Raw genomic sequence first — 12,586 nt, forward strand, 5'->3', positions numbered from 1 at the left:
ACTAGCGACGGAGCGTCCGCTTCCCACCCAACTTGCGTCGTCCCGGCTCTCGGCGTCAAATGTCCGAGAAGGGTCCGAACTCGGTCGTTCAGGTGATTGGGTTTTGACCCTAATGCAGCGCCTTCCCCAGCGCTGCCAGCATGATCTGCGGCCGGTAGCCGAGCTTGGCCGGCGTCAGGCCGAGCCGCACCACCACCAGCTGCTCCGAGGGGATGACGGCGACCGTTTGCCCGTCATGGCCTTCCATCCAATAGGTATCCCTTGGCAGGCCCGCAGCGATGCCGGCGCCGGGGTTCTCCTCGTCGCCCGGCCCCTCGATCCACACCTGGCCCCTGCCGTAGACTTTCGAGGCCGGTGCGGCTTCCCGCATCCAGGCGACGAAGCCGGCAGGCAGGATCTGCTGGCCGTTCCAGACGCCGTCCTGCAGCAGGAACTGGCCGAAGCGCGCCCAGTCGCGCGCGGTGGCGTAGAGATAGGACGAGCCGACGAAGGTGCCGTGCTCGTCGGCCTCCAGCACCGCGCTCTGCATGCCGAGTGGGTCGAACAGTGCGACTCGTGGCCACGCCAGCGCCTCGTCCTTATCGCCGATCGCATCCTGCCAGAGCCGCGACAGCATCACTGCCGTGCCGCTCGAATAGGCAAATACCTTGCCTACCTCGCCGGTCAGCGACTTGGATCCGGCAAAGCCCGCCATATCAGGCTCGAGGTAGAGCATCCGCGTCACGTCGGTGACGTCGCCATAATCCTCGTTGAACTCCAGCCCGCTCGACATCGCCATCATATCGGCGAGACTGATGGCGGCGCGGCCGTCCGTTTTCCAGGGTCCGAACAGGCCCTGGTTCGTAATCACCATCTTGCCGTCCTTCACCACTGTGCCGACAATCGCGGCATTTACCGTCTTGGTCATCGACCAGCCAAGCAGCGGCGTCTTTTCGGTAAAGCCGTCGCCATAGCGCTCGGCGATGATGCGGCCGTTCTTGACCACCACCACCGCCCGCATACCGGCGCCGGTCATTGCAGGATCGTCGAGGATTTTCGCGATTTCGGGGTTTTGCGAGGCGTCGACCCTGTCGCCGTCCGGCCAAAGTGCGACGCGCGACGGCGCCGGTATCAGCGCCGGCCCGTCGACTGCTTTGGCCGTGGCGATGTCGCCATCCGGAACCGAAGCACAGCCGAGCCCGTCTCGAACGACCGCGACGCTCTTGCCGAACACGCCGAACAGCCCCGCCCAAACCGTGCCCTGCTCCTTGTCGACGGAGACCCTCATCAGCCTGAGCAGCGGATGGCCCGGCGCCTGCACGTCGACGGCGAGCACCTGGTCGGCATCGCGTCCGGCGACGAAGACATTCGAGCAGATGATCTTGGCCGTGTAACCCGAGCCGACGCGGATCAGTTCAGGCGGCGCGATGTAAAGCCAGGCGGCGAGTGCTGCGACCGCCAGCACGGCCAGCCCGAGCAGCCATTTCACCAGTCTCAGAACAATCCGCATTTCCGACTCCCCCCGGACGCTCATCTATGTCATCGATTTGCCGCCATTGCTTCGGCAAAATCGCGGTTCTGGTCGAGCGCTGTCAACGGAATATCAACCATGATCGGCGATCACTGATGCATGTCACCCAAAAGCATGCCCCCGGGCCCGAACCGGGGGTGCGCAGCGGTTTTGGGATAACGACATGCATAACAAAGATTAAGGCGCGCCGAAGCGGCGCACTTTAAAAGATAGAGCGGTCCTGTGGGGCGATCGCTTGGGGGCACGGTCGAGGGACCACCTGCAGCAACAACCCATCAGCGGCCGGCTGAAACCGGTTCAGGAGTAGCGATGCGCCGTTTCGCGGCTTTCATCTTGCTGACGCTGCTGGGCGCCTGCTCGACCGTCGACGATCTTGCGCCGTCGCTGCCAGGCGCCCCGACTGTTGCGGTGCGCGCACCCCGTTTTGACGACTCCGACCCGCATGAATGGGACAGCGGCGCGCCGTGGAGCTATGCCGTTCACGGCACCGACGTCTCCAAATACCAGACCTCGGTCGATTGGCCGGCGGCCAGGGCCAGCGGCATTTCCTTCGTTTTCATCAAGGCGACGGAAGGCGGCGATCGCTTCGACGAGTATTTCAACGAGCATTGGAGCCGCACGAAAGCCTCAGGAGTCCCGCGCGCGGCCTATCATTTCTACTATTTTTGCACACCGGCCGCCACGCAGGCGCGCTGGTTCATCCAGAACGTGCCCAAGGACCGCTCGGCGATGCCGCCGGTTCTCGACATGGAATGGAACCCGCAATCGCCGACCTGCAAGCTGCGGCCGGATGCGGCCACGGTGCGCAGCGAGATGAGCACATTCCTCGAAATCGTCGAAAAACACTATGGCAAGAAGCCGATCATCTACACTTCGATCGATTTCTTCGACGACAACGGCCTGTCGGTTTTCCGCGACTACCCCTATTGGCTGCGTTCGGTGGCCGGCCACCCGCGCAAGAAATACGGCAGCCACCCCTTCACCTTCTGGCAGTACACCGGAACCGGTATTGTGCCGGGCATCTCAGGCAAGGCCGATATCAACGTTTTCAATGGCTCGGAAGCAGCCTGGAACAAGTGGCTGCGGCAGAACACCCGTTGACACCGGGCCTGCCGCCTGCTTTTCGACACAGCCAAATGAAGGATGCTTGCAACCGCTGGTGATCTTCTTGGGGGATGGCGATGCGATTGCGCTTGGAAATTCTCGCGGCGCTGCTTCTGGCAGCTACGGCGGCGACGCCAGCGGTGGCACAGCAATGCGGCGGCGATTTCGAGGCATGGAAGCAGGGCGTAGCGGCGGAGGCCAGGAACGCCGGCGTCGGCACTGCCGGCCTTGAGGCGCTGGAAAAGGCCACCGCCGACAAAAAGGTGCTGGCGCGCGACCGCGCCCAGGGCGTCTTTACCCAGACCTTCGTCGAGTTCTCGAACCGGATGATCTCAGCCTACCGGCTGAAGCAGGGCGCCGCCAATCTGAAAAAATACGCCGACGTCTTTGCCCGCGCCGACCAGGAATTCGGCGTCCAGCCGCCGATCATCGCCGCCTTCTGGGCGCTGGAAACCGATTTCGGCGCCGTGCAGGGCGATTTCCACACCCTGAACGCACTGGTCACGCTCTCGCATGACTGCCGCCGCCCGCAACTCTTTCGCCCGCAGATCACGCCGCTGCTGACCCTCATCGATCGCGGCGTCGTGCCGGCCGATGTCACCGGCGCTTGGGCGGGGGAAATCGGCCAGACGCAGATGCTGCCGTCCGACTATCTCGGCCGCGGCGTCGACGGCGACGGCGACGGTCTGGTCGACCTGCGCAGCAGCGCGCCGGATGTGATCATGACCACGGCCAACAAGATCATGTCGCGCGGCTGGAAACGCGACCAGCCCTGGATCGAGGAAGTCCGCGTGCCCGACGACATGCCATGGGACCAGACTGGCCGCACCAACAGGCTGCCGCTGACGCAGTGGGCTCAGTGGGGTGTCACCAACCCCAACGGCACGCCGCTTGTCGACAACGACCTGAAGGCAGGTCTCGCGCTGCCCATGGGCCGCAAGGGTCCGGCCTTCCTCGTCTACGACAATTTCGACGTCTACCTCGAATGGAACCAGTCTTTCACCTATGCGCTAACCGCTGCAAATCTCGCCGCGCGGCTGGCGGGTGCGCCGCAATTCGATCCGCGCAATCCCGAACCCGGCCTCAACGGCGACCAGATGAGGGCATTGCAAACAAAACTCGAGGCCAAAGGCTATGATGTCGGAACGGTCGACGGCATCCTGGGCACCAACACCCGAGAGGCGATCCGCAAGGAGCAGATGCGGCTAGGCCTGCCGGTCGACGGCTGGCCGACGCCGGAGCTTTTGGCGAAGCTGCAGGTTAGTGAGTAGTGAATAGTGAGTGGTACTAGTGGTGAAAGCCTGACGCTTGGTACCCGACGCGCAGGGCAGTTCAGGGTGGAGAGTTCGCGTTGACGGTCTGAACGGGCAAGAAGCGACAGTTGCGGACGATCGGAAAGTCACGTCGTTTGTTGCGATGGTGATTTACCTACGAATGCCCAGCGTTTCATTCCGGCAGGCCAGCGAGCCGCAACCCTTCGACGTATCGGGCAAGGAGAGCCTTATCCCGATATGGCGCGCGGGAGCTGTATCGCCCGATCGAGAATTCCGGATTGAGCTTGAGAAGTTCGCTAGCGGCGCGACGGGCGTCCTCCAAGCGACCAAGTTGGGCATATGTTGCCGCCAGCAAGCGGTAGGCGGAACCAAGGTCCGCCATCTTTTCCAAAAGGGACAGGGCTTCGAGGTAGTTTCCGGAAAGGTATTTGCTGGCCGCAATGTTCCAAAGGTACCAGTCGGGTCGGCTGGGATTGAGCCGTAAAGCCAGTTCTCCGATTCTGGTCGCGTCCTCGAGACGCCCGAGATAGCCCAAGGCATCGCAATATTCGGCGAGGAGATCGCAATTGTTGGGCGCAAGCTCGCGGCCGCGTTCGTAACAGCCTATTGCTCTTTCAGCTTCCCCCCGCCAGAGGTAAACGACGCCCAGCGCCCAGTGGACGTTGGCGTCGTAGGGACTGAGTTCAAGGGCTTTGCTCGCCGAAGCGAATGCACTTGCCAGCGTGGTTTCCAGATCGACGCGCTCATTCCATTTCAGCCTGTGTATCTCGAGCCAGGCGAGTCCCAGGTATCCGCGCGCGTAGCCCGGATCGTCGTTGATCGCGGCGACGAACATCTCTCTGGCAAGTCTGACGTCATCCGGATTCAAGCTCATCTCAAGATGCCTGCCGCGCAGGTAAAAGTCGTATGCCCTCAGTGCGGTTAGCGGTTTGCCGAGAACACGGTGGCGCTCGGCCTCCTCGATCTTGATGTTAAGGGCGGCCGGAATGGATTGGGACAGCTCGTCTTGGATGTAGAACACATCGACAAGGTCGAAATCGTATTTCTCCGCCCAGATGTGTTCGTGTAACGCATTGGTCAGATTGGCATTGACCCGGACGCGATTGCCGAGCCGCCTCACGCTGCCCTCAAGAGTGTAATGCGTGGCCGGAGCATTCTGTTGCGGCTCTGAACGAGGCAAGCGAACGATCACGTTTAACCCGGAGAAGCGCGACAATGCGGCAACGATATCCTCGGTTATGCCGGCGGCGAAATACTCCTGGTCGGGATCGCCGCTCAAATTCACAAACCTCGAGACATAGAGAAGCGTTCTGTTCGACGCGTTAGCAGGATTATCCTGAACGTTGAGCGACGGCGGTGCCATGAGGGCGGTGGGCGTGTGCTTGGATGGCGTGTCATCATCGATGATGACATTGAAAATCCGGAGCGGACGTTCAATGTTCTTCAACGCCTGCTCGCCCGCATCTTCGAAGCTGACATACAGGCGGTTGCCCACAGTATCGCGCACCGATGCCGAGACCGCGACGCCCCCAGGCCTGGCGATGCTCTCGATGCGCGCCGCCACGTTTACGCCGTCACCATAGATGTCTTCGTCTTCGAACAGGATGTCGCCGATATTAATGCCGATGCGAAATTCTATTTGCCGATCGCGACGGACGTTCGTGTTCCTCGTCCGCATCTCCCGTTGGATTTCGACCGCGCAGAGAACCGCTTCCTCGACGGCGCGGAACTCCACCAACATGCCATCGCCCATGAGCTTGATGATGCGGCCATGATGCAATGCGACCTTGGCGTCCAATAGTTCCTGACGATGCTTCTTCAGGGCCGACAAAGTACCTTTCTCGTCAATTTCCATCAGCCGGCTGTAGCCGACTACGTCAGTGGCCATGATGACGGAGAGTTTCTGTTCCATCGGCGCTCCCCACTCCTACAAGCAACTAGATAACACATCCGCACCGCCGAAGCATCGAACTTGCGCGGCCGGAAATGGGAAGATCATTAAACGATAGGTTCCTGATGGCTGCGGAAATTTCGGCTGCCGGCATGGACAACTTATTGGGCAATTCCGTTTTTGATTGTCGGCTTCGGGCTCACTCACGACCTTCCAGCAGAAGCATTTAAGGGCAGCACAGGGTCGGATCTTGCCGTTCATTGCGGGTACCAAGCGTTAGGCTTTCACCACTAGGTACTCACTGCTGACTACTGACTTATTCACTATTCACTATTCACTATTCCGCCATCATCTCCAGGGCTGGCAAATCCCTGCGGCGCGTCACTTTCATCGAACAGCGTCACCGCCTGGCAAGCAGGAAATCGATGAAGACGCGCAAGGCCGGCGGAACCTGTCGGGAGCTCGCATGATATAGGTAAAAGCCCGGAAATCTGGGCGACCAGGCTTCGAGAAAACGGATGAGCTTGCCGGCTTCGATCCACGGCCGAACCTGGTAATCCAGCATGTAAGCCACGCCGATCCCATCCAGGGCCGCCCTGATCATCAGTTCCGTATCGTTGACCGTCAGACCGCCGTTCACGGCTATTTCCAAAGCGCGTTGGCCTCGCGCGAACTCCCATCGATAGATGTTGCCGCCGCCGGGCCACTGGAAACTGATGCATTGGTGATGGTGCAGGTCGGCGGGATGACGGGGTATGGGGTGATCCTCGAGATAGCTGGGCGCCGCCACCGCAGCCATCTCCAACTCGTCGCTGAGTTTCACCGCCACCATGTCCTTATGCAGCCGCTCACCAAGCCTGATTCCGGCATCGAATCGTCCCTCCACAATGTCAGTCAGCGTGTCGTCGACGATTATGGTGAGGGCAATATCGGGATAGGCGCGGCGGAAATCGCCGAGGATAGGCACGATGAAACGCATGGCGGCGATGCGTGGAACATTGATGCGCAGCGAGCCTGCCGGTCGATCGCGTGATGCATGCGCGTCGGCGACAGCCCCTTCGAGTTCATTGAATGCCGGTGCGAGGCGTGCAAACAGCGTTTCGCCTGCTGCGGTCGGCGACACGCTGCGGGTCGTGCGGTTGAGCAGCCGGACACCGACACGTTCTTCCAGCACGCGTATCGTCTGGCTAAGCGCCGGCGGCGAAATCCTGAGCCTGGCCGCGGCGCGGACAAAGCTGCCTTCCTCGACGATCGTTGCGAACGCCTTCAGCTCGGAAAACTCGGCCCCTCGCATTATGTACTCCAGACTTAACAAGCCTGTTCGATCATAGGCTATTATATGAGCAATAGCATGCCCCTAACTTCCCACATGGGACGCCGCTCGATTTGGAGCGGTCGGTAGCCAGTCGAGAAAGGGACAGCAGCTATGTATCATTCGCTTGAAGGCAAAATCGCGCTCGTGACGGGCAGTTCGCGCGGCATCGGACGCGCCATCGCCGAGGGGCTCGCGGCAAACGGGGCGGCCGTGGTCGTCAACTATGTCGGCAACGAGAACGCCGCTCAGGAAGCCGTTGCCGCGATCCGCGAGAATGGCGGAAAGGCCGTCGCCATTCGGGCCGATATCTCCAGTGTTTCCGACATCCGCCGGCTGTTCGACGAAACCGAAAAGCAGATGGGGGCAATTGACATCGTTGTCGCCAATGTCGGCGTCGCCGTCATAAAACCGCTGGTCGAGGCCACCGAAGCCGACTTCGACCACGTCTTCGGCGCCAATGCCAAAGGCACCTTCTTCACGCTTCAGGAAGCGGCGCGCCGCGTGCGCAACGGTGGCCGCATCATAGCGGTTTCCACCGGTGGAACCAAGATGTTCTTCACGCAGACCGCCCTTTATCTCGGCAGCAAAGGAGCCGTCGAGCAGTTCGTCCGCGTCCTCTCGCGCGAGCTCGGGCCGCGCGGCGTCACCGTGAATGCGCTTTCGCCGGGCTTTACCGACACCGATCTGCTTCCGGAGCGGGACCGGGCTGTGGCCGCCGGCATGTCGCCCTTCGGCAGGATTGGAGCGCCGCGGGATGTTGCCGATGTCGCGGTTTTCCTCGCCTCCGACGAAGCCCGCTGGCTGACCGGCGAAAACATCCAGGCCGGCGGCGGCGTGGCCTGACCGACCGCAGCCTATGCCCCAAACCCACAAAAGTCGTTCAGTGCGACGGCAAAAGCCGAGATCGAGGCCGATCTCTGGTTACGGCAACCCGAGAACTATGTCGCCGCACTCAAACTCGCCGCAAGGCCGACCCCGAGCGGACGTACGCCCGATTTCGACCGGGAGAATGATCGCGCTATGTTTGCGAATCCCCAGAGACAGCACTTCGGAACTGGTGCCGCAGCGTAGGCTTATGCACTTTGCCGACCGCGCTGCGGGGCAGAGCTTCCACGAACATCGCCGTGCGCGGAACCTTGTAGCGCGCCAAGGCGGTGGCGCAGTGTGCCAGCAGCTCGGCCTCTGTGACCGCCGCACCATTCTTTCTCACTACGATGGCGCAGCCCACCTCGCCCCAGCGCGAATCGGGCACACCTATCACTGCCGCCTCGGCCACCTCAGGATGGCTGTAGAGAACATTTTCGACTTCGGCCGGATAGACGTTCTCGCCACCGGAGACGTACATGTCCTTCCAGCGATCGACGATCGTGACAAAACCCTCCTCGTCGACCCGCACGGCATCGCCGGTGCGCAACCAGCCGCCCTCGGCGAAGGCGGCGCGCGTCGCTTCCGGCTGGTTCCAATAGCCCGGCGTGACGGCGGGACCACGGACCCAGAGCTCGCCGACCTCGCCCGGGGCGGCATCGCGCGCCGCATCGGCCACCACGCGCACTTCGACGTGCATCACGGGCTTGCCGGCCGAGTCCACCTTGCGCGCAGCATCCGCCGCCTCGAGATTGAGGATCAGCGGACCTGTCTCGGTCATGCCGTAGTTCTGTCTGAGTACTACACCTTTGCGCCGCCAGGTTTCGAGGAGCGGGACGGGAACGGGTGCCGCGCCGACGAAGGCACCCACGACGTTGGAGAGGTCAGCCGCGGCGAAATCCGCGTGCGCCGCCATGGCCTGGTAATGCGCCGGCACGCCGTGCAGATGCGTCACGCCAAGCATCGGATCGGCCAGCTGCCGCAGCGCCTCGCCGGCATCGAAGCGCCGTGTCACCGCGACAGTGCCGCCGGCATAGAAGGTGGGATTTGCGTAGATGTTGAGGCCAGCCGCGTGAAATAATGGCAGGACGCAGAGCAGCACGGTCTGCGGCGACAGGACGGCCACGCCAATGCAGTTCACTGCATTCCAGAAGTTCATGCCGTGGGTCGCGATGGATCCCTTGGCCACGCCTGTCGTACCTGAGGTGTAGAGAATCGTGCAGACGGCGTCATGCGTGAGCCGGTGTGGCGCCGCGAGCGGCTGCGCCGCGGCGATGGCGCGCTCGTAGGGGCTCTTCTCTGGACCGCGCAGCAGGCGATGCACGATGCCGTGACGGCGCGTCAGCTCATCGGCGACACCGGCAAACTCGGGGTCGTAGATGAGCACAGCGGGGGTGCAATCGCCGATGATGGCGTCCAGTTCCGGAAGCGCCAGCCGCCAGTTGAGCGGGACAAAAATGGCGCCGAGACGGAAGCAGGCGAATTGTAGCTCAAATGTGTCTGTCGAATTGTGCGCCAGCAGCGCTACGCGCACGCCGGGCGAGACGGCGCAGGCCTCCTGCAGGTGCCGCGCCAGGGTCGCGATGCGCCGATCAAACATGCGGTAGGTCAGGCGGCGGCCGTCTTCCAGATTTACCGCCGCGAGCGCCTCCGGCCGACGGGCGGCATGATGGGCGATCCAGTCATGGTGGCATGTGGACATTCTGGGCTATGTTGCACATGGGCTTAGGTTCGACAACGTGTCTGCATTTAGCACTTCCGCGACATGGAGGCAGTCGTGAAGAAGAAGCATCTTCAAATCGAAAGCAGACTTCCGTACGCGGCTGGCCGTGCCGGTTTATGAGTTCACGAACTAACTAATCCGCCATCGTCTCCAGGCTGGCAAACCCCTGCGGCGCGTCGCCTTCGTCGAACGGCGTCGTCACTTCGACGAACGTGTCGGGATAGAAGCCGTTGAACCGTGTCCTCAGCGACAGCGAATAGGCGCCGATATGGCCGATCTCGATCCAATCGCCGGTATCGACCGTTTCCGGCAGCCAAAACGGCCGCGACAGGATGTCGACGGAATCGCAGGTTGCGCCGCAGACCTTGAACGGCACGATGGTCTTCTCCTCGCCATTGCGCGAGCGGATCGCCGGGTCTGGAATGAAGCGCGCCGGCAGCGTGATCTTGCCGGTCCATGAATCCGACAGCGACGCCCAGATGCCGTCATTGATGTAGAGCCGCTTGCCCTTGCGCAGCAGCACGCGCACGATCAGCGACAGGCAGCGCGCCACGATCACCCTGCCCGGCTCAGCCACCAGCGGCATCTGGTCGAACTGGTATTCCTTCAGATCGCCTGACAGCCGCGACATGATCTGGCCGAGTGACGGCATCTCGATCTGCTTGCGATTGGGATCATGGCCGTATTCGGCGGGAAAACCGCCGCCGACATCGAGCCCGGCAATGTCGAAGCTGACGCGGTTGCGCACCCAGTCGGCCGAGGCCAACGCCCGCTCATAAGTGTCGGGATCCTCGATCTGGCTGCCGACGTGGAAGCACAGCCCGACCTTGTAGCCCGTCCGGTTCAGCCGTTCGGCCAGATCGACCGCGTTGGCCGGCCCGGCGCCGAATTTCTTCGACAGTTCGTAGGCGGCCGATCCCTTCGTCTGGATGCGCACGAACACGGTGATCGCACCCGGATCGATATCGAGCGCCCGCACCACGCGGGTCAGCTTGGTGATCTCGTCCTCATGGTCGAGCGAGATGACCCGGATGCCGTATTTCTTCAGCGCCAGCTTGATGTCCGACTGCGCCTTGACCGGATGCATATAGAGCATCTCGGCGTCGGGCGAGACCGCGCGCACGGCGGCGAATTCGCCGGGCGAGGCCACGTCGAAAGCGCCGACGCCGGACTCGACCAGCGCCTTCAGCACGATCTGCTCGCCGTTCGTCTTGACCGCATAGGCGGTCTTGCCGGGAAACATCCCCATGAACTGCGCGGCGTCCGCCTTCAGCACCTGCGGGCGAAAGCAATAGATCGGATCGTCCGGGCGAAGCGCCAGCGCCGCTTCGCGCGCATTTTCGAATCGCTGCATGGACGAATCCCTTGACCTAGACTGCGCACAATTAATCCAACCTATGCGTGAATGAAAACAATTCTATGTCTCGCGGCGCGGACGCTGCGGCGCTACGCCAGATGACAGGCCAGACGACAGGAAAAGCTAGCCTACCGATCCGGTTTCGGGTGGCCCTTGCCGTCGAACAGGATATGGCCTGAACAGACGCCTGATTGGCTTGGCATTCAGAGCCATCTGGGAGGACGATCCATGGCGATCACAACCACGACTACAATGCGCGGACCCATGGCCCTGAAAGACTGGGCACAGCTTCTGCTGCTCGGTGCGATCTGGGGTGGCTCGTTCTTCTTTGCCCGCATTGCGGTTGCCGAGATTCCGCCGCTGGTGCTGGTGCTGTTTCGCGTCGCCATAGCGGCGCTGACGCTGCAGCTCTATCTCGGCCTGCGCGGTCCGTCCTTCCGTCTCGCCTTGCAGCATGCCGGCCTGTTCTTCCTGCTGGCGCTCGTCAACAACGTCATTCCCTTCTCGCTGATCTTCGCCGGCCAGACTGAGCTTGGTGCCGGTGTCGCCTCGGTGCTCAATTCGACGACGCCGTTCTGGACGTTGATCCTCGCCAACGCGCTAACCACCGACGAAAAACTCTCCTGGAACAAGCTTGCCGGGATCGCGCTCGGCATCGTCGGCACTGCGGTGATGATCGGTCCCGGCCTGCTTGCCGGGCTGGGCGGGCCGGTCTGGGCGAAATTCGCGCTGGTCGGCGCGTCGCTGTCCTATGCGGTCGCGCTGATGATTGCCCGCCGCTTCAAGGGCGTGCCGTCACCGGTCATCGCCACTGGACAGTTGACCGCCTCGACCATCATCATGATCCCGATCGTCCTGCTTAGCCACGGCACTGCCAACATGTTTTCGGCCTCGCCGCCGGTCTGGGCAGCGGTGTTGGCGCTGGCCCTGCTGTCCACCGCCTTCGCCTACATCCTCTATTTCAACCTCGTCGCCTCGGCCGGCGCCACCAACGCCTCGCTGGTCACGCTGATCGTGCCGGCCAGCGCCATCCTGCTCGGTTTTCTGTTCCTGGGCGAACGGCTCGAATTGTTCGAACTCGGCGGCATGGCGCTGATCGCGCTCGGCCTCGTCACCATCGACGGCCGCCTGTTCGGCCGACGCTAATGCATGTCGCCCAACCTTGAGCGCGTCGCTTCCCGGGCGCGACGCGCTTTAGAGCTTCGCATCCAATCGGGGGCGCAAACGACGCTCCAACCCATTGAATCTTCGCATCGACCCGAAAATCGATTCCGACTTTCGGCGACGGTAGCGCTGCCATATCCATCCTCGCCCCAGCTTCGTCACATTTTATGCACAGGTCCGAAGCGCGATTTTGCCGAAGGGTTTCAATGCCTAACGGCAAATGGCCGCTCGTGAATTCCACAATGTCGTCGCATTGCAGCATATTTTCCGCTTGCCTGTGGCACAAATGACCCTAGACTCTGGCCGTAGCTCTTTAAGAGGAGGCTATGACGTGGGACTCACGAGGCCAATCAACGCATTGATGATCTGTGCTGCGTTTGCATT

General features: G+C 62.0%; 9 protein-coding genes. 4 read left to right on the forward strand and 5 right to left on the reverse strand.

The window, feature by feature from the left end; genetic code table 11:
• Positions 1-109: 109 nt before the first annotated feature.
• Positions 110-1,489 (reverse strand): serine hydrolase domain-containing protein, encoded by a 1,380-nt coding sequence (locus tag BQ8482_RS36860; protein WP_123152110.1) that lies wholly within the window; start codon positions 1,487-1,489, stop codon positions 110-112.
• 330 nt (positions 1,490-1,819) lie between these two features.
• Between BQ8482_RS36860 and BQ8482_RS36865 the strand changes: the two genes are divergently transcribed.
• Together BQ8482_RS36865 and BQ8482_RS36870 are read left to right on the forward strand one after the other, a co-directional pair.
• Positions 1,820-2,611 (forward strand): glycoside hydrolase family 25 protein, encoded by a 792-nt coding sequence (locus BQ8482_RS36865; RefSeq protein ID WP_123151974.1) that lies wholly within the window; start codon positions 1,820-1,822, stop codon positions 2,609-2,611.
• An 80-nt stretch (positions 2,612-2,691) separates the two neighbouring features.
• Complete coding sequence (locus BQ8482_RS36870; RefSeq protein WP_123152111.1) at positions 2,692-3,885, forward strand: lytic murein transglycosylase; 1,194 nt, start codon at positions 2,692-2,694, stop codon at positions 3,883-3,885.
• 175 nt (positions 3,886-4,060) lie between these two features.
• On the opposite strand, the gene BQ8482_RS36875 is transcribed toward BQ8482_RS36870, so the two are convergent.
• Positions 4,061-5,800, reverse strand: a complete 1,740-nt coding sequence (locus BQ8482_RS36875) for an adenylate/guanylate cyclase domain-containing protein (RefSeq protein ID WP_123151975.1) — start codon at positions 5,798-5,800, stop codon at positions 4,061-4,063.
• 379 nt (positions 5,801-6,179) lie between these two features.
• On the reverse strand, positions 6,180-7,073 hold the full coding sequence (locus BQ8482_RS36880; protein WP_123151976.1) for a LysR family transcriptional regulator: 894 nt from the start codon (positions 7,071-7,073) through the stop codon (positions 6,180-6,182).
• A gap of 132 nt (positions 7,074-7,205) precedes the next feature.
• Between BQ8482_RS36880 and BQ8482_RS36885 the strand changes: the two genes are divergently transcribed.
• On the forward strand, positions 7,206-7,937 hold the full coding sequence (locus BQ8482_RS36885; protein WP_123151977.1) for an SDR family oxidoreductase: 732 nt from the start codon (positions 7,206-7,208) through the stop codon (positions 7,935-7,937).
• A gap of 175 nt (positions 7,938-8,112) precedes the next feature.
• Here the strand turns inward: BQ8482_RS36885 and BQ8482_RS36890 are convergent, their stop codons facing one another.
• Both BQ8482_RS36890 and BQ8482_RS36895 read right to left on the reverse strand, forming a co-directional pair.
• Positions 8,113-9,660, reverse strand: a complete 1,548-nt coding sequence (locus BQ8482_RS36890) for an acyl-CoA synthetase (protein WP_123151978.1) — start codon at positions 9,658-9,660, stop codon at positions 8,113-8,115.
• Positions 9,661-9,814: 154 nt separating this feature from the next.
• Entirely contained in the window at positions 9,815-11,035 is a 1,221-nt protein-coding gene (locus BQ8482_RS36895; RefSeq protein WP_123151979.1) for an alanine racemase, read from the reverse strand.
• A 231-nt stretch (positions 11,036-11,266) separates the two neighbouring features.
• On the opposite strand from BQ8482_RS36895, the gene BQ8482_RS36900 reads away from it, so the two are divergent.
• Complete coding sequence (locus tag BQ8482_RS36900; RefSeq protein WP_123151980.1) at positions 11,267-12,184, forward strand: DMT family transporter; 918 nt, start codon at positions 11,267-11,269, stop codon at positions 12,182-12,184.
• The last annotated feature ends 402 nt before the right edge of the window (positions 12,185-12,586 follow it).

Origin of the sequence: Mesorhizobium delmotii, from assembly GCF_900149755.1 — a bacterium.
Classification (GTDB): domain Bacteria; phylum Pseudomonadota; class Alphaproteobacteria; order Rhizobiales; family Rhizobiaceae; genus Mesorhizobium; species Mesorhizobium delmotii.